At 70.4% G+C, this 17669-nt stretch carries 14 protein-coding genes; 8 read left to right on the forward strand and 6 right to left on the reverse strand.

Going from position 1 to position 17669, the window contains the following annotated elements:
• A partial coding sequence (locus IDM40_RS27995; RefSeq protein ID WP_407939936.1) for an HNH endonuclease signature motif containing protein occupies window positions 1-1242 on the forward strand: 1242 nt, incomplete at its 5' end.
• A gap of 1015 nt (window positions 1243-2257) precedes the next feature.
• On the opposite strand, the gene IDM40_RS06630 is transcribed toward IDM40_RS27995, so the two are convergent.
• The 5 genes from IDM40_RS06630 to IDM40_RS06650 all read right to left on the reverse strand — a co-directional run bounded on the left by IDM40_RS06630 (window position 2258) and on the right by IDM40_RS06650 (window position 7663).
• On the reverse strand, window positions 2258-3736 hold the full coding sequence (locus IDM40_RS06630; protein WP_193121041.1) for an amidase: 1479 nt from the start codon (window positions 3734-3736) through the stop codon (window positions 2258-2260).
• Entirely contained in the window at window positions 3729-5027 is a 1299-nt protein-coding gene (locus tag IDM40_RS06635) for a M20 family metallo-hydrolase (protein WP_193121042.1), read from the reverse strand. Before IDM40_RS06635 ends, IDM40_RS06630 begins: the two co-directional genes overlap by 8 nt.
• 17 nt (window positions 5028-5044) lie before the next feature.
• A complete protein-coding gene (locus IDM40_RS06640) occupies window positions 5045-6589 on the reverse strand; it encodes a sodium:solute symporter family protein (RefSeq protein WP_193121043.1) in 1545 nt (514 codons plus the stop codon).
• Window positions 6586-6876 (reverse strand): hypothetical protein, encoded by a 291-nt coding sequence (locus IDM40_RS06645; RefSeq protein WP_193121044.1) that lies wholly within the window; start codon window positions 6874-6876, stop codon window positions 6586-6588. The genes IDM40_RS06640 and IDM40_RS06645 overlap by 4 nt, the downstream gene beginning before the upstream one ends.
• Window positions 6877-7057: 181 nt before the next feature.
• The gene (locus IDM40_RS06650; RefSeq protein WP_235997392.1) at window positions 7058-7663 is read right to left on the reverse strand and encodes a hypothetical protein; all 606 of its coding nucleotides are present in this window, start codon (window positions 7661-7663) and stop codon (window positions 7058-7060) included.
• A gap of 270 nt (window positions 7664-7933) precedes the next feature.
• Between IDM40_RS06650 and IDM40_RS06655 the strand changes: the two genes are divergently transcribed.
• The 6 genes from IDM40_RS06655 (at window position 7934) to IDM40_RS06680 (ending at window position 15077) form a co-directional block, all read left to right on the forward strand.
• Window positions 7934-9556, forward strand: coding sequence for a peptide ABC transporter substrate-binding protein (locus IDM40_RS06655; protein WP_193121045.1), 1623 nt, complete (start codon window positions 7934-7936; stop codon window positions 9554-9556).
• Window positions 9557-9628: 72 nt separating this feature from the next.
• Window positions 9629-10555: an ABC transporter permease gene (locus IDM40_RS06660; protein WP_193121046.1), complete on the forward strand. Its 927-nt coding sequence runs from the start codon at window positions 9629-9631 to the stop codon at window positions 10553-10555.
• On the forward strand, window positions 10548-11453 hold the full coding sequence (locus IDM40_RS06665) for an ABC transporter permease (protein WP_193121047.1): 906 nt from the start codon (window positions 10548-10550) through the stop codon (window positions 11451-11453). The genes IDM40_RS06660 and IDM40_RS06665 overlap by 8 nt, the downstream gene beginning before the upstream one ends.
• A gap of 13 nt (window positions 11454-11466) precedes the next feature.
• Window positions 11467-12489: an ABC transporter ATP-binding protein gene (locus tag IDM40_RS06670; protein WP_328806954.1), complete on the forward strand. Its 1023-nt coding sequence runs from the start codon at window positions 11467-11469 to the stop codon at window positions 12487-12489.
• Window positions 12473-13516: an ABC transporter ATP-binding protein gene (locus tag IDM40_RS06675; RefSeq protein WP_193121049.1), complete on the forward strand. Its 1044-nt coding sequence runs from the start codon at window positions 12473-12475 to the stop codon at window positions 13514-13516. The genes IDM40_RS06670 and IDM40_RS06675 overlap by 17 nt, the downstream gene beginning before the upstream one ends.
• A gap of 202 nt (window positions 13517-13718) precedes the next feature.
• Entirely contained in the window at window positions 13719-15077 is a 1359-nt protein-coding gene (locus IDM40_RS06680; protein WP_193121050.1) for a hypothetical protein, read from the forward strand.
• A 108-nt stretch (window positions 15078-15185) separates the two neighbouring features.
• On the opposite strand, the gene betC is transcribed toward IDM40_RS06680, so the two are convergent.
• Window positions 15186-16724 (reverse strand): choline-sulfatase, encoded by a 1539-nt coding sequence (gene betC / locus IDM40_RS06685; protein WP_193121051.1) that lies wholly within the window; start codon window positions 16722-16724, stop codon window positions 15186-15188.
• 109 nt (window positions 16725-16833) lie between these two features.
• On the opposite strand from betC, the gene IDM40_RS06690 reads away from it, so the two are divergent.
• Window positions 16834-17667: a formylglycine-generating enzyme family protein gene (locus tag IDM40_RS06690; RefSeq protein WP_193121052.1), complete on the forward strand. Its 834-nt coding sequence runs from the start codon at window positions 16834-16836 to the stop codon at window positions 17665-17667.
• Window positions 17668-17669: the final 2 nt, after the last annotated feature.

Below are 17669 nucleotides of genomic sequence, written 5' to 3' on the forward strand. Positions count from 1 at the left end.
GCCTCGTTCACGGCCCCCTACGGCACCACGGAGAAGAACTCCGACAACGGCGCGGGCGCCGACGGCACCGCTGCCTCCGCCGCCTCCGGCGGCCCCGGTGGCGCGGGTGGCTCCGACATCGACTTCATCCCCCCGGGCGAGGCCGTGACCTCGCGCTACGGGCGCACCTACGACGCGCTCATCAGCGCGATGGGCTTCGCCCACGGCCACCACGGCCACACCAACACCAAGACCGGGACCGAGGTCACCGGCAAGGGCAAGGGCAAGGGCAACGCCTCCGGCAGCGGCGAAGCCGCCGGCACCGCAGGGGCGGCCACCGGCAACGTCTCCGGCGCTGCTGGCGCCGACGGCGACGTCGTGGGCGGCTCTGCCGCTGACGCGGACGGCTCCGCCTCGGGCGGTGGCTGCACCGAGCCGCCGGGCACGAAGGCGGTCATCAACATCACCGTGCCCCTGTCGGCGCTGCTGGGCTTCGGCTTCGCCTTCAACACCGACGCCCACGACGCCAACGGCAACGCCGACGCCGACGGCGCCGCAGGCGCCACCGGGGCAACCGCCCCCGGGGCCGCTGGCGCGGCCGGGGCATTCGGGGCGAGCGGGTCGCCGCCGGGCTCGGGTTCCGGCTCGGGCGCCGGGACTGGCCCCGACCCCGGCGGCGGTGGCTGCACCTGCGGTGGCGATACCACCACAGGCGGCACCACCCCTGCTTCCAACACCGGCCCGCCCGGCTACGCCGGTGCGCCCGGCACCCCCGGCACCCACGGTGCCCCTGGTGGCCCCGGGTCTCCCGGGCCGCTCGCATCCTCCGGCCTGGCGGTGACCGAGGACGGCAACGTGCTCGCCCTGTCGGCGGTGCGCGCCATGGCGCCCACGGCCCAGATCCGCCGGTTGATCTTCGACGACCGCACCGGCCTGCCCCTGGACCTGGGCCGGGCCCACCGCCTGGCCCCCGGTTACCTGCGCACTGCCGCTTTTGCCGGGCACACCACCTGCGCCTGGTCGGGTGGGTGCGACGTGCCGGTCTCGCAGTGCGAGGCCGACCACATCACCGAGTTCTCCCACGGCGGCGAAACCAAGGCCACCAACCTCCAGCCCCTGTGCTCCAAGCACAACCGCGCCAAGTACCGCCGCTCCCGTACCGAGAACACCCCCACCAACGGGACCGGTGTCGGCGCCCTAAGCGGCTCGGGTGCTCAGGCCGCCGACTCCGACAACGACACCGTCAACGTCGCCACCGGTTAGATCCCCGGGGGCCCTCCGTGGGTCGTCGGCACCGGTTAGATCCCCAGGACCGCTCCGTGGGGCTGTTGCGGAACCGAGTTCAACCGAGCCCCACCGGGGCCACCGGGGCCTCTCCAGACCTGGGTCCAGTGGTGCACGCTTGGACGGCCACTGCCGTAACCGGCCCCGTCGAGGCCCACCGCGCACCAGGCACCAGGTACCGGGCGCCAGGCACCGGGCGCCGGGCGTCGTCTCTGGAGAATCTCCGCAGGATGGCCACCGCATACCCCTCGCATGCGACCGCAGCACGCCTACCGACGGCGGCCAGCTCCGGCTCCACCGGGCCGGATCGCACGCGAGTCTGCGCGTGGCCCGAGCGGCCGTCCCTCAGCGGTTGATAGTGCTCTTTTGAGCACCTGAAAACGTTGTCAGTGCCTAATTGAGCACTATCAACGACACAGCGCCGGACACCTGCCCCACCGGGCACACCAACGCCACCAGCAACCAGAGGGGTGGACCGGAGCACAGGTCCGCCCGGCCCCACCCGCACACGTGTCACCCCTGGCCTCAATGCTCCGCCGGGAGTGCGCGGGGCGCGCCTGTGCCGTTGCCGTCGCAGGAGCGAGCCACCACCCCCACACCGCAAGCGTCGGCCAGCAGTGTGGCCACCCCAGAGGGTCACCGCGCCGAAGGCGCCCGTAGTGCCACCGTTCCTTTGGGCTGGCGGGGGCCTCGGGGGTGAAGGGGGTTCGTCGATGCGGGTCGGGTCAGCCCGGCGAACAGGGCCGGAACGCACACCCCGAGGCGCCCCGAACAACCCACCACACCACCGACACCATCACCGCCCAGAGAAAGCCTCGGGGGTGGCGCCGACGTGGGTTGCGAGAAGGCCCGGCCGGGCTAAGATCCGACCCCGACGAACCACCACCCCCGAGGCAACACCACAGAACACCCATCCCGCCGGCTACCCCGAGGCAACACCACAGAACACCCCACACCCGATCGCGCGCCCTGCCGACCCCAAACGGGACCAGGTTCATTGACCACTCGTGCTGGGGAGCCCCTCGACGGCCCGCCCGATCTCGAAGACGGTCGTCTCGTCGAACGGGTGGCCCACTATCTGCAGGCCGACCGGGAACCCGGCCGCCGTCCCGGAGGGCACGCACAGGGCCGGACACCGGTTGGCGATGTTGAACGGCACGGTCATGTGCGCCTGCCAGTAGTGCTCCAGCGTGCGGTCGACCCCGTCGGGCTGGTCGGTGACCGTGATCCCGTCCAGGTACTGGCCGTCGGCCGCCAACGCGCGCACCGCCGAGGCCGGGGTCAGCAGTGCGTCGACGCCCCGCAGCGCCGCCGCCAGGTCCGCCTGGATCCGGTGCTCCGCGGCCACGGTCTCGAACAGCGTGTGCCGGGCGGCGTGCTCCCGGGCCACCTCGATGAAGCGCAGCGTGTACGCCTCGGCCGTGTCCTCCCGGCCGGCGAGCAGGGAACGCATCCCCTCGGCCAACAGGTGCCCGAAGTGCGCCATGCTGACCCGGCCGATCTCCTCGGTGGTCCAGGGCAGGTCCACCTCGACCACGTCCGCCCCGGCGGCCTCGAGGGCGGCGACGGTGCGGTCGACCTCACGCCGCACCCCGCGCTCGACCGGGAAGTCGCCCAAGGTGGGGGAGTAGGCCAACCGCCGCCCCTGCAGCGTGCTCAGGGCCTGCTCCTCCGTGGCGACCGCGATGCCCCGGGACGGCACCGTGGCGTGGTCGGACGGGTGCGGGCCCCGCATCACGTCGGTCAGCAGGGCGGTGTCGGCCACGGTCCGGGCCATGGCACCGTCGCCCCGGTACCAGTCCGCGGCCAACGGCCCCGCCCCCGGAACCGTGCCGTAGGGCCCCTTGTACCCGACGTTGCCGGTGAAGGCGGCCGGCAGGCGGGTGGACCCGGCGATGTCGGACGCGGTCGCCAGGGGTGTCATGCCGGCGGCCAACGCCGCTGCCGCACCCCCGGACGAGCCGCCGGGCGAGAGCGCGCGGTCCCACGGGTTGCGGGTCACGCCCCACATCCGGGAATGGGTCACGGTCGCACAGGAGAACTCCGGTGAGGTGGTCCTCCCGTGTACGATGCCCCCGGCCGCCCGGATGCGCGCGACCGCGGGGTGGTCCTCCGCGGCCACCGCGTCGGCGTGCGCCCGCATCCCCTGGCTGATCGAGCGGCCGGCCAGTGCGTGTTTCTCCTTGGTGGCCACCGGAAGGCCCAACAGCGCCGCACCCAGGGGTGCGTCGTTGCCGTCCCGCGCGTAGAAGGCGTCCGCGGCCCGCGCCTCCTCGCGCGCGGGCCCGTCCAACACCTCCATGAACGCGTTGAGCGGCAGCTCGTGCCGGGCATCGGCGGCGATCCGGTCGAGCACCACACCGAGGTACTCGCTCGGTGCCAGGGCCCGGGTACGGAACAGGCGCAGGACCTCGACCGCCGGCAGCGCGGCGATCCGGCCCGCCTCCGTGTCCGGCGTCGGTCCGTCAGCCATGCGGGCGCTCGCCCCCGGGTTCGGTCTGCGACAGTGCACCGGTCACCATGCGCGCTGCGACGTTGGTCAGCACCCGGAGCCCGCTGACCAGGTCCTCGTCGGAGGTGAACTCCCGTTCGCAGTGCGAGACCCCGTCGACGGACGGCACGAAGAGCATCACCGTCGGCGTCACCCGGTTCAACGCCACCGAGTCGTGGCCGGCCAGGGTGTTGAGCACCGCCGATCCCATGCCCTCGTCGCGGGCGGCCTCCTGGCCGAGGGCGATCGCGTCCTGCGGGAACGGCTGGACCGGGCGGACGTCGAAGTCGTCGGCCTCGATCTCCACCCCGCGCCGCTCGGCCAGGCGCTCCATGCGTTCGAGCAGCAGGGACCGGGCGCGGGTGACGTCGCCCCGGTCGGCGGCCCGCAGGTCCACCACCAGGTCCACCCGGCGCGGAACCACGATGGGCGAGTTCGGTTCGACGTCGAACTTGCCGACCGAGGTCACGATCGTCTCCGGGGTGAACTCGTCGACCATCTCCTCCACCATGACGACCACGTGCGAGGCGGCCACGAGCGCGTCCCTGCGGTCGGCCATGAGGGTCGCGCCGGTGTGCGACTGCTCCCCGACGACCCGCACCAGCAGCTTCTGGGTGTGCCAACTGCGGTCGACCACGCCGATGGGGATGCCCGCGCGCTCCAGGCGACGGCCCTGCTCGATGTGCACCTCCGCGTAACCGGCGAGCGGCAGGTCGACCGGTTCCCCGGCCCGGCCCGTGTCGGCCAGCGCGTCGGCGACGGTCACACCGTCCGGATCGACGGTGCGCAGCGCCGCTTCGAGCTCCAGCAGCCCCACGAAGACCGAGCTGCCCATGATCGACGGAGGGAAGCGCGCGCCCTCCTCGTTGAACCAGTCGACGACCGCGATGTTGGCCTGCGGGACCAGGTGCCCGTCGCGCACCGCGCGGTCGAGGGCGGAGGCGGCGTGCAGGGCCGCGACCACGCCGTAGGTCCCGTCGAAGCGCCCGCCCAGCGGCTGGCTGTCCAGGTGCGACCCGACCAGGACGTACGGCGCCCCGGGGTTCCACTCCTTGACCGCGAAGATGTTGCCGATCGTGTCGGTGCGGACCTCGAACCCGCGTTCCGCCGCCCGGGCCTCGAACCAGTCCCGCACCTGCCCGTGGGGCACGGTCGCGGCCTGGCGGTCGATGCCGCCGTTGTCGGTGGCGCCGTAGCGCGTGGTGTGGTGGAAGTCGGCGAGGAACTCTTCGGTGTCGGGGCCGAAGGCGTCGGGGGAGGGGCTGTTCGGCACGGGGGTACCTCGATCCGTCACTGGTGATCACCTTGCAGTCCGGGGTCGCCACTGGGTTCGCCCGAGTCCGTCGTGTCCTCGGATTCCCATTTCTCCCGGTCGAAATCGTGCTTGCGGGAGCGCAGCAACCCCAGGAGCCGCTCGTCGCGGGGCTTCGTGCACAGGCTCACGGCCGTGAACACGGCCGCGTTCAGCAACAGCGCCAGGAGCCCGCCGCCGCCCTCCGAGAAGGGCCCGGGCGCCCACGCGGGCACGGCGGTGAAGACGGCCAGGGAGACCAGGCCGACGACCAGCCCCGCGGTGGCTCCGACGACGCTCGCACGCCTCCAGAACAGGGCGCCGACCGTCGGAACGACGACCTGCGCGAGGCCTGCGAAGGCCACCAGGCCGATGGTGACGAGCAGTCCGGGCACGTACAGCGTCATCACGTACGCGAGCGCGGAGAACCCGAGGATCGCCCAGCGGCCGATCCACACCCTCTTGCGCTCGGGGAGGTCGCGCTGCACGTAGCGCTCGTGGAAATCGACCGTGTAACTCGCGGCCATCGCGTGCACCTGCGAATTGGCGGTCGACATCGCCGCGCCCGCGCCGGCCGCGATCACCAGGAGCGCCAGGAGCAGCGGCGCGTGCTCCAGCAGCACCGCGGGCAGGACCTGGTCGGCCTCCTCGATGACGGGGTCCAGCAGGACGGCGGAGTTCCCGACGAGCATCGAACCGATGTAGGCGAAGGCCATGAGCCCGACGAGGAACGGCATCAGGTCGAAGATGCGCGCACTCTTGGTGGCATACATCCGGGTCCACATCTGCGGCCCCATCAGGGCGCCGAGGGGCGTGATGAGGAACATCGCCACCCAGGTCATCCACACGCCGTCGCCGAGCACGAGGTGGTCGGGCTGCACCTGCTCGATGCGGTCGAACATCGTGCCCATGCCGCCGACCTCGCCGACCACGAAGATGCCCCCGGCGATGAGCCCGAGGAAGATCGTGACGCCGTAGAACACGTCGGTCCAGGCGATGGCCCGCACCCCGCCGGCCCACACGTAGGCGATGATCACCAGGTAGAACAGCAGCGCGCCGAGCCAGAACGGGATCGCGCCGTCGGAGGCGACCTCCATGAGGTAGGCGCCGCCGGTGAGCTGGATCTGCAGGTGGGGGAGGGTGAACACCAACAGGATGATCGCGATGAACGTGCCCAGCCGCTGCGACCCGAACAGGCCCACGAAGAAGTCCCGCGGGGTCACGTAGTTCCCGCGCTTTCCGTGGAACCAGACGCGTTTGCCGATCCAGTAGAACATGACCCCGAAGAAGACGTTCCAGACCAGGGCCGTCCAGTACAGCGGGCCGTCGAGGTAGAAGCTCGCGTTGGACCCGAGGAAGGCGAAGGCGCTCCACCACGTGGCGGTGACGGTGAAGAACACCGCGACCGACCCCATGGAGCGCCCCTGCACGAAGTAGTCGTCGGCGGTGGCCGTGGACCTGCGTGCGGCGAGTCCGCCGATGATCAGCGGTACCGCCAGGAAAGCCGCGATCACCAGGACGCCGAGCACGTGTTGGGAGGTCATCGGTGCGATTCCCCCTCGCCGGCGTCCCGGTTCCCGTTTCCGTCGGGTTCACCGTCGAGTTCGTCGGGCCGGGGTCTGCCCCAGCGCACCTTGTAGGCGATGAAGAGGACGACGCAGATCGCGAACCAGATCACCAGGTTGAAGCCGTAGATGAACGGCATACCGAGAATCCGGGGTTCGGTCACGTCGTGGTAGAAGAGGATGCCCGGGAACTGCAGTGTCGCCAGGCCGATGATGATGAGGGTCCAGAGCGTCGTGGTGACGGGCGTCGGAGTTCTCCTGGTCATGGATATGCCCTTCGCCGGGGGTGAAGCATGTCCCTCATGATTACCGGCGGGGCTGCTGTGGCACATGACCAGAATGTAAATATCGCATGTTCGATTCTTACGTTCTGTACGGATACCGCTACGGGACCACAGGAAAGGGCGCCCCGCCTCGGGGCGGAGCGCCCAGGTCAGCGGCGCGCGGTCACTGCTGGGGCGGCGGTCCCCAGGGCCCGTTCTGCGGCGGCTGCGCGTGCGGCTGCTGCGGTACGTACCTCTCGCCCACCGGCTGCTGCGGGCCGTACGGCGGCTGACCGTACTGCTGCCCGTAGTGGGGCTGACCGGGATGCGGCGCGTACTGCTGGGCGTGGTCCTGCACGGCGTCGCCCCGGTGGATCGCGAAGAACCGTCCGGACAGCGGGCGCCCGAGCGACACCAGCCCGGCGATGGACAGCGGAAGCAGGAACAGCGCCCACAGCCACTGTTCCCCGCTCAGCAGGAACAGCGACTGCATCACGGTCTGCACGATGAGCATGACCTTGGCCATCTTCCGCGCCCAGGGCCGCCCGCGGGTCAGGGAGAACGCCGGCGCGGCCAACAACGCGCCCAGGACCAGATGGGGCAGGGAATAACCGAACGCGTACCCGGCCGAAACACCGGCCATGAGCCCGGTGGCCATGTTGAAGACGAGAACGGCGAACGAGACCGCCGCGGAGATCCACAGCATCGCCGCCAGATTCTGTACGGGTCCGGGCGGCGGATACTGCTCCAGCAGGGCGGGCCGGTCCGGCTGGGAAGGTCGGGGATACATGGGGGCCTTCTCGGTGAGGGGGACGTGCGGGCCGCATCCTAGTGCCGCCCGAACCCGGTTCCGTCCCGTTCCGGAACGGAATCCGTGGCCACATGTGGCCGAGTGCTCACGATGGATGTCACCCCTGGTTCTGCTCTTTTCACTCAGAGGAACAACATGAAAAAACCCGGGTGTGTTACTTAAATGCAACCGTCAAAGTATTGAACATTTTTGCAGGCCAGGGAAACTATGTCGGTTGATATCCCCTGCGCTCAAGGAGGCGCTTCGACCATGCGAGTCCCCCGATCTCGCCTGTTCCTACCTGCGACTCTGTCGGTGACGCTCCTGCTCACCGCGTGTGGCGGGTCCGGTGACGAAGACCAGGCCGAAGGGCCGGTGACCATCGACGGCGGCCAGCCGGAGAACCCCCTGGTCCCCGGGAACACCAACGAGGTCTACGGCGGCGACATCCTCGACGCCCTCTTCGCCAAGCTCATGCGGTACGACCCCGACACCGCTGAACCCGAGGAGCACATCGCCGAGTCCATCGAGACCGACGACGACCAGACCTTCACCATCACCATCCGGGACGACTGGTCGTTCCACGACGGCACCGAGCTGGAGGCGCGCCACTTCGTGGACGCGTGGAACTACTCCGCCTACGGTCCCAACGGGTTCGTGAACAACTACTGGTTCGAGGACATCGAGGGCTACGAGGACCTCAACCCCGAGGACGAGGACGCCGAGCCGGAGACCGACGAGATGTCGGGCCTGGAGATCATCGACGACCACACCTTCGAGGTCACCCTGAACGAGCCCTTCGCGGACTGGCCGTTCCAGCTGGGGTACACGGTCTACTCGCCCCTGCCGGACTCCTTCTACGACGACCCCGAGGCCTTCGGCTCCGAGCCGGTCGGCAACGGGCCGTACGAGTTCTCCTCCTGGACCGACAACGAGGAGATCACCGTCGAGCGGTGGGACGACTTCCCGGGTGAGGAGCCGGGCCAGGTCGACGCCATCCAGTGGCGCATGTACGACAACCAGGACACCGCCTACCAGGACCTGATCTCCGGCAACCTCGACATCATGACCCGGCTGACCCCGGCCGCGCTGGCCGGCGACGTCTACCAGGACGACCTCGAGGACCGCTACATCGACCAGGAGTCGGGCCTGACCTACAGCGCCACCATCACCACGGAGTCGGAGGGCTACGACGACCCGACCTTCCGCCAGGCGCTGTCGATGGCGGTCGACCGCGACGAGCTCGCCGAGCAGATCTTCAACAACGGCCAGGAGGCCGCCGACGGCTGGGCCACCGGTGCGGTCGTCGCCTACCAGGAGGACGCCTGCGGCGAGTTCTGCACGTACGACCCGGACCGCGCCAACGAGCTCCTCGACGAGGCCGAGGACGACGGCTTCGACGTGCCCGAGGAGGTCAACTTCTACTTCAACGACGACGCCGAGCACCGCGAGTGGGTCGAGGCCGTCGTCACGAACTGGAACCAGGTCTTCGAGGGCCGCCTCGAGGCCAACGCCGTCCCTGTCCCGACCTTCGGCGAGTTCCGCGAGAACATCAACAACCGGGACTACGACGGCATCCTGCGCACCGGGTGGCAGATGGACTACCCGCACCTGGAGAACTTCCTGACCCCGCTGTTCGTCACCGGCGCCGCCTCCAACGACGGCGACTACAGCAACGAGGAGTTCGACGAGCTGGTCGCCGAGGCCAAGCAGAGCTCCGACGAGGACGAGGCCGCCGAGCTGTACCAGGAGGCCGAGCGCATCCTCGCCCAGGACATGCCCACCATCCCGATCTTCGCGGGCCGTACCATCTCCGGCTACTCCGAGCGGATGGACAACATGGAGATCAACCCCTTCGGTGTCCCGGTCTACGAGCGCCTCACGGTGCAGTGACCAGCGAGACGCGGTAATACGCGGCGGAGCGTCCGGTCCCCGGGCGCTCCGCCCGCATGTGAGAGGACACCCATGGGCCGTTATCTCCTGCGGCGCCTGCTCCAAGCCGTCCCGGTGCTCTTCGGAACGACCTTCCTGATCTACGTGGTGGTCTGGCAGCTCCCCGGAGACCCGTTCGCCGGCCGGTGCGGCGACCGGGCCTGCCCCGACGCGTTCGTCAACGCGATGAACGAACAGTTCCGCCTGGACGAGCCGCTGCTCGTGCAGTACGGGCACTACATCGCCAACATGCTCCAGGGCGACCTCGGGCTGACCTACAACATGGTGCCCGTCACCGACCTGATCGCCCAGGCGGCGCCGATCACCCTGCGCCTGGCGCTGGTCGCGCTCGCCTTCGAGATCGTGATCGGCGTGGTCGCCGGCGTGCTCTCGGGCCTGCGCCGGAACAGCTTCTTCGACAACCTGGTCTTCGTCAGCACCCTGCTCGCGCTGTCCATCCCGACCTTCGTTCTGGGCCGGTTCCTGCAGTGGCTGCTCGGTGTGCAGTGGGGCATCATCACACCCTCGGTCTCGGGTGAGGCGACCTGGGGCGAACTCATCGTGCCCGGCATCGTGATCGCCACGACCACGACGGCGATCCTCGCCCGGTTGGCGCGCACGACCATCGCCGAGAACCTGCGGGCCGACTACGTACGGACCGCGATCGCCAAGGGCATGCCGCCGCACCGGGTCATCGGTGTGCACCTGCTGCGCAACTCCATGATCCCGATCATCACCCTGATCGGTCTGGACCTGGGCACCCTCATGGTCGGAGCGGTGGTCACCGAAGGCATCTTCAACATCAACGGGCTGGGCGGACTGGTCTACGACCACGTCATGCGGCTGGACTCGACCGTGGTGGTCCCGGTCGCCACGCTCTTCGTCCTGATCTACATCCTCGCCAACCTGGTCGTCGACTTGATCTATGGCCTCCTCGACCCAAGGATCCGATATGAGTGAGCAGCTGGCCCAGGTGAGCACCAGTACCCGGCCACGCGGGCTCTGGGACGACGCCTGGGACGAGTTGAAGGGCCGGCCGATCTTCTGGATCTCCTCGGTCCTGATCCTCCTGTTCATCCTGATGGCCGCCTTCCCCACCCTCTTCACCCGGGTGGACCCGCACGTGGCGGACCTCAGCCGCAGCATGGAGGAACCCAGCGCCGAGCACTGGTTCGGCCTGGACCGGCAGGGGCGCGACGTGTTCGCCCGCACGATCCACGGCGCGCGGGCCTCGATCATCGTCGGGCTCGCCGCGACCCTGGTGACCACGCTCATCGGCGGGCTGCTGGGGATCCTGGCCGCCTACCTCGGCGGATGGGCCGACACCCTGATCTCCCGTCTCGGCGAGATCCTGCTCGGCCTGCCGTTCGTGCTGGGCGCGATCATCATCCTGACGACCTTCGCCGGGGCCCAGAGCGGGGCGGGGCCCGCGCTCGTCATCACCTTGGTCGTGGGCACACTGACGCTGTTGTCGTGGCCACTGGTGGCCCGGATCGCCCGTTCGGCCGCCTACTCCGTCAAACACGCCGACTACGTGCAGGCGGCGCGGGCGCTCGGGGCGGGCCCGTTCCGGATCATGTTCCGGCACCTGCTGCCCAACGTCATGGCACCGGTGATCGTCTACGGATCGCTCATGGTCGCCACCTTCATCAGCGCCGAGGCGACCCTGTCCTTCCTGGGTGTGGGCCTGCGGCCGCCGGTGGTGTCCTGGGGCGTGGCCATCTCCGAGGCCGGCGACTACATCCGCCAGGCCTTCTTCCTGACGGCGTTCCCCACCGCGTTCCTGTGCGTCACGGTCCTGGCCTTCGTCATGTTGGGCGATGCCATCCGCGACGCCCTCGACCCGAAGCTCAGATAGGAGTTGTGAAGCAGTGACCCTGCAGAACAGGGACTCGGGTGACTCCTCCGTCCCCCTGCTGGAGGTGGAGGACCTCCAGGTCGAGTTCCACACCCGCGCGGGCGTGCTCAAGGCCGTCGACGGTGTGAGCTTCAGTGTGGACCACCGGGAGACGCTGGCCGTCCTCGGTGAGTCGGGCTCCGGGAAGAGCGTGACCGCGCAGACCATCATGGGCATCCTCGACATGCCCCCGGCCGTCATCGCGGGCGGAGCGGTCCGGTACCGCGGCACCGACCTGCTCGGGCTCTCCCCGCCCGAACGGCGTGCCATCCGGGGCCAGAAGATCTCGATGATCTTCCAGGACGCGCTGTCGGCGCTGAACCCGGTCTTCTCCGTGGGCTGGCAGATCGCGGAGATGTTCCGGGTCCACCGGGGCATGTCCCGCCGGGAGGCGAAGAAGCGGGCGATCGAGCTGATGGAGCGGGTGCACATCCCGGCCGCGGCCAAACGCGTCGACGACTTCCCGCACCAGTTCTCCGGCGGGATGCGCCAGCGCATCATGATCGCGATGGCGATCGCGCTGGACCCGGAGGTGCTCATCGCGGACGAGCCCACCACCGCCCTGGACGTGACGGTGCAGGCCCAGATCATGGAGCTGCTGGCCGAACTCCAGGAGGAGAGCGGCATGGGGCTGATCCTCATCACGCACGACCTGGGGGTGGTCGCCGACATCGCCGACCGCACCGCGGTGATGTACGCGGGCCGGGTCATGGAACAGGCCGGGGTGTTCGACGCCTACGCCGCACCCGCGCACCCCTACACCAAGGGCCTGCTGGAATCCATCCCGCGGCTGGACCAGAAGGGCGGGGACCTGTTCTCGATCCCGGGAACCCCGCCTGACCTGCTGCACAGGCCCTCGGGCTGCGCCTTCCGCCCGCGCTGCCGGTTCCGTACGGACGAGTGCCTGACCGAGGACCCGCCACTGCACGACATCGGCGGGGGCCGCGGCAGCGCCTGCCACCACTACCAGGAGGTCCTCGATGACGCAGAGCGGTGAGCGCGGCCCGGCGCCCTCGGCCGAACCGGTCCTGGAGGTGCGCGACCTGGTCAAGCACTACCCCATCACCCGCGGGATCCTGTTCCAGCGCAGCTACGGCGCCGTGCAGGCCGTGGACGGGGTGAGCTTCGACCTGCGTCCGGGCGAGACCCTGGGCGTGGTGGGGGAGAGCGGGTCCGGCAAGTCCACGCTCGCCAAGATGCTGATCGGTCTGGAGGGGCCCACATCGGGCTCGATCAAGGTGCACGGGAAGGACATCACGGAACTGGACCGGCGCGGGGCCAAGCGCATGCGCCGCGACATCCAGATGATCTTCCAGGACCCCTACACCTCGCTCAACCCGCGGATGACCGTCGGCGACATCATCTGCGAACCGTTCGAGATCCACGGCGACGTGCTCCCGTCCTCCGAACGCCGGGGCCGCGCCCAGGAACTCCTCGAGGTGGTCGGCCTCAACCCCGAGCACATCAACCGCTACCCGCACCAGTTCTCCGGCGGGCAGCGGCAACGGATCGGGATCGCGCGGGCCCTGGCGCTGCGCCCCAGCATCCTGGTGTGCGACGAGCCGGTCTCGGCACTGGACGTGTCGATCCAGGCGCAGGTCATCAACCTGCTGATCAAGCTCCAGAAGGAGTTCGGGCTCGCCTACGTCTTCATCGCACACGACCTGTCGGTGGTACGCCACATCTCCGACCGGGTCTCGGTGATGTACCTGGGCCGCTTCGTCGAATCCGGTACCGACACCGAGATCTACGACCACGCGAGCCACCCGTACTCCCAGGCCCTGCTGTCGGCGGTGCCCAACCCGACCCCGGTCGGGCGGGAGTCGCGGCAGCGGATCCTGCTCTCCGGGGACGTGCCCAGCCCGGCCGACCCGCCCTCGGGGTGCCGGTTCCGCACTCGCTGCTGGAAGGCGGAGGAGATCTGCTCCACCGACGACCCGGAGCTGACGGTGCGACCCGGATCAGACCACCCGAGCGCCTGCCACTTCGCCGAGGGGCCGCTCGAGGTCGGCGGCCCGCGGTAGTGCCGGGGTGGGGTCCACGCGGGTGGGCCCCACCCACGGGTGCACGCCCGGGGCCCCGGGGCTCGTCCGCCGCGCAGTAGGCTCGCCGGAGCCCCCAGCAGACGAGGTCCGTATGCGTTTCTTCCGATGCGGTCGCCGACGCGGTCCGCGGCCCTCCGGACCACCCGAGGCACCCGCCCCCGAGGCCTCTGCCCCCGAACCGTTGAAGGGTGAGCTCCCCCGCCACTACGACCACGTGGTGCGTATCGGGGTGGAGGCCGACCCCCGGGACGAAGCCGCCTTCCTCGCGGTGGCCGGCGGCCGGCCGTGGCAGACACGGAGGGTGGGCCCGGGCCGGTACGACGTGCACATCGCCGTCGCCGGTGCCGCTCTGGGTGCCACCGGGGTGGCCCTGGCCGAGTGCCACCAGGCCATGGACAAGGCCGGTTCGAACGCCCGGGTCGTGTGCGCCGCCCGGCTGCTGCGGCGCTCGCAGCCGTCCCGCCGGTACCTGGTTCTGCCCAAGGGGCGGATGCCCGAACGGGAATGGCTCGCGGCCCCCGCCCGGGGTCTGCTGGCCTGGTGGTCCCGGGGAACGATCCAAGCCGCCTCGCTCGAGGAAGCCAGATCGAGGCTGCCCGATTTCGCCGAACGCAACCCCGAGGCCGGTCCGCCGACCGGGCTCATGGTGGCCGGGCCGCCGGATCCCCCGGACGCCCCGAGCCCCGGCTCGGCCCCGGCGGAACACGACCCCTGGAGCGACTGGCGTTTCCTCCTCGCCGCAGCGGCCGCGATCGCGGCCGGGGCGTTGTTCCTCGGCCTCTACTCCGCCTTCTGGATGCCCGAGGGGATCACGAGGTGGCTCTTCGCCGGCATCCTCGCCGCCGGCTTCTGCGTCTTCGGGCTGTGGCAGATGCTCCGACGTGTCCCCGAAGGCCGCATCAACACCTGGCTCCCCGTGGCCCTGGCCGCTCTGGCCACACCCTTGGCGGTCGCCCTGAGCAACTCCAGCTACGACACCTACCTGGAGACCTTCGGGATCACACCGGGGGAGGTGGCGCCAACCGGCGCCGCCGGCCGGCTCTTCGCCCTGTCCGACACCCTGCCCCCGGTGCTGTTCGTGCTGCTGTTCTCCCTCGGGGTCTTCGGCCTGCTCCGGTACTTCCACGTGGGCCGGCGTGGGGTGGGGTTCGTGCCGCAGCTGCTGTCGGTCGGCGTGGTCGGTCTGTACGGGCTCGCCACCCTGTACCTGCTGCTCACCGCCATGGCCGTGTCCCTGGAGCGGAGCGTCGAGGTCGGCGCCGAACACGCCGCCCACTACCGGGACCAGGGCGGGGAACCCCTCGGGCACGCGGGGGTGCTGCCCTCCGCCGTTTGTGCGGTACCCGATGAGGACCCGGTCACCCGGATCGGGCCGCCGCTGACCACCGACCGGCCGGTCCTGTACTTCGAGGGCACGGACGGCGTCGACCTCCTGTGGGACCGGGAACACGGGCTCACGAAGGTGCCCCGTTTCTCGGTGAGCCTCACCCCGGTGCCCGACCTCGACGCCGAGTGCCCCGAACAGGAGGCCACCGCATGAGCAGGCGCACCCGGCCCGGTCCGGAGGAGCGCTGACCGTCGGGGATCTTGCTACCAGAGCCGGCTTCAGCGCTGATGTTGGTTCCAGTAGCAAGATCCCCGGGGTCGGTCACCTCGACGGGTCGGCGATCTTCCCGTGGCCCAGGGCGTTCCAGAAGTCCCCGCGCACGTAGCGGTCCTCCGCCTCGGGCTCGTAGTCCCAGCGGCGCACGCGCCCGTTCTGCAGGGCCTCGGCGACCAGGCGGCGGCTCGACTGGCTCGCGAGCACCTTCTCCTCCAGCGCCGGGACGTCGTAGCGCGCCTCGAGCGCAGACCGCAGCTCCTTCACCCGGTCGGCGTACGCGGGGTCCGCGGCACGGTTGTGCAGCTCGTCCGGGTCGGCCGCCAGGTCGAAGAGCTGCTCCGGGTCGCCCGGGCACAACACGTACTTCAGGTCGCCCCGCACGACGGTCAGCTGCGGCCGGACCGTGCCCTCGGCCAGGTACTCGATCACGATGTCGCGGTCCTCCGGTGCAACATCGCCCGCCCGCTCCAGGCGTGCGGACTCCAGCAGTGAACGGCCGGCCTGTTCCTCCGCCTCCGGGGCCCCGGAGAGCTCCAGCAGGGTGGGCATGAGGTCGACCAGGCTCACCGGGTTCGCGAAGCGGCCGCGCGGCACCAGGTGCTCGGGCCCGTACACGATCATCGGCACGCGCGAGGACTGCTCGTACGGCGACATCTTGTACCAGAGGCCCTTCTCGCCGAGCATGTCGCCGTGGTCGCTGGTGACGACGATGACGGTGTTGTCGGCCAGACCCAGCTCCTCGACCCGGTCGCGGATGCGCCCCACGTGGTCGTCGATGTAACTCACCGCGGCGTAGTACGCGCGGCGGGCCCGGCGGACCTCGTCGATCCCGGGGTCGCGCCGGTCGAACCCGCTCATCGTGCGCAGGCGGTGGCTGTGCGGGTCCTGCTCCGGGTCGGGCACCTCGGGGTGAGCCGGGTCCGGGATCTCCACATCGGCGAACCGGTCCCAGTGCTCACGCGGCGGCTCGTACGGGTCGTGCGGGTGGATGAACGAGGACACCATCAGGAACGGCTGGTCCTCGCCGGCGGCCTGGTTCGCGCGGACCCGGTCGTTGAGGTGGCGCAGGGTGCGGAACCCGACCTCGTCGTCGAAGTCCTGCTGCACCGTGGCCTTGGAAACACCGGCGGTGAAGACCGCGTCGGCGTCGTGGTACCACTGGAGCCGGTCCTTCAGCGGCCGGTTCCAGTCGGGCACCATGTCCAGGTCGGCCGGGTAGACGTCGGTGGTCAGGCGCTCCTCGAAACCGTGCTGCTGGTCCGGGCCGATGAAGTGCATCCGCCCGACCAGCGCCGTGTGGTAGCCGACCGCCCGCAGCCGGTGCGCGAAGGTCGGCTCGGAGGCGGCGAAGTCGTCCCCGTTGTCGTAGCAGTCGATCTCCGAGGGCATGCGCCCGGTCATCATCGACGCACGCGAGGGCGCGCACAACGGGGTGTTACAGTACGCGCGATCGAACACCGCCCCCTCATCGGCCAGCGCGTCCATGTTGGGTGTGCGCGCGGCCTCGTCACCGTAGGCACCGAGGGCCTGCGCCGCCATCTGGTCGGCCTGGACGACGATGATGTTCGGCCGATTCCGAGTCATGGGTCTTCCTTTCTGAGGACGGAACAAAGGGGTTCGAATGAGTTGCTGTGGTCCTGCGCGTGAGACGGCCGGCCCGCGGCCCGGGGGCCCGGCGGGCGCAGACACAGCGGTGCTGGAACGCCTGGCCGCGGCCGCCGACGGTGAACTGCGCATGGTCGGCCTGGCCGGCGGTGCCTTCCTCATGGGGAGCACCGACCGGTTCGCCTACCCGGAGGACGGCGAGGGCCCGGTGCGCGAGGTGCACGTGGCGCCGTTCGCCATCGCACCCACGACGGTGACCGTGGCCGAGTTCGCCGCCTTCGTGCACGACACCGGGTACCGCACCGACGCCGAGGAACACGGGGACTCCCTCGTGTTCCAGGGCCTGCTGCCCGAAGCGCTGCGCGACCGCGCGCCGGCGGTGGAGGCGACACCGTGGTGGCGCCAGGTCGGGGGCGCCTGCTGGCACCGCCCCGAGGGCCCCGGTTCCTCGGCCGAGAGGCGCGCACGCCACCCCGTCACCCACGTCTCGCAGCGCGACGCGAACGCCTACGCCGAGTGGGTCGGTGGCCGGCTGCCGTCCGAGGCCGAGTGGGAGTTCGCTTCCCGCGGCGGCCTCGAACAGCAGCCCTTCCCCTGGGGCGGGGAACGGGAACCGGGCGGACAGGTGCGCATGAACACCTTCCCCGGCCGGTTCCCGGACGGCCCGACCGGCCCGGTCGGCGCCATGGCCGCGGACTCCTTCGAACCCAACGGCTACGGCCTGTACAACACCACCGGCAACGTGTGGGAGTGGACCTCCGGCGTGTTCGGCGCGGACGACCCGCGCCCCGTGCTGCGCGGCGGGTCGTACATGTGCCACGCGTCGTACTGCCGCCGGTACCGCACCTCGGCGCGCACCGCGGTGACCGCGGACACGAGCCTGGGGCACACGGGGTTCCGCCTGGCCGTGGACGCCGGCTGACC

Source organism: Nocardiopsis coralli (genome assembly GCF_014892575.1).
Lineage (GTDB): Bacteria > Actinomycetota > Actinomycetes > Streptosporangiales > Streptosporangiaceae > Nocardiopsis > Nocardiopsis coralli.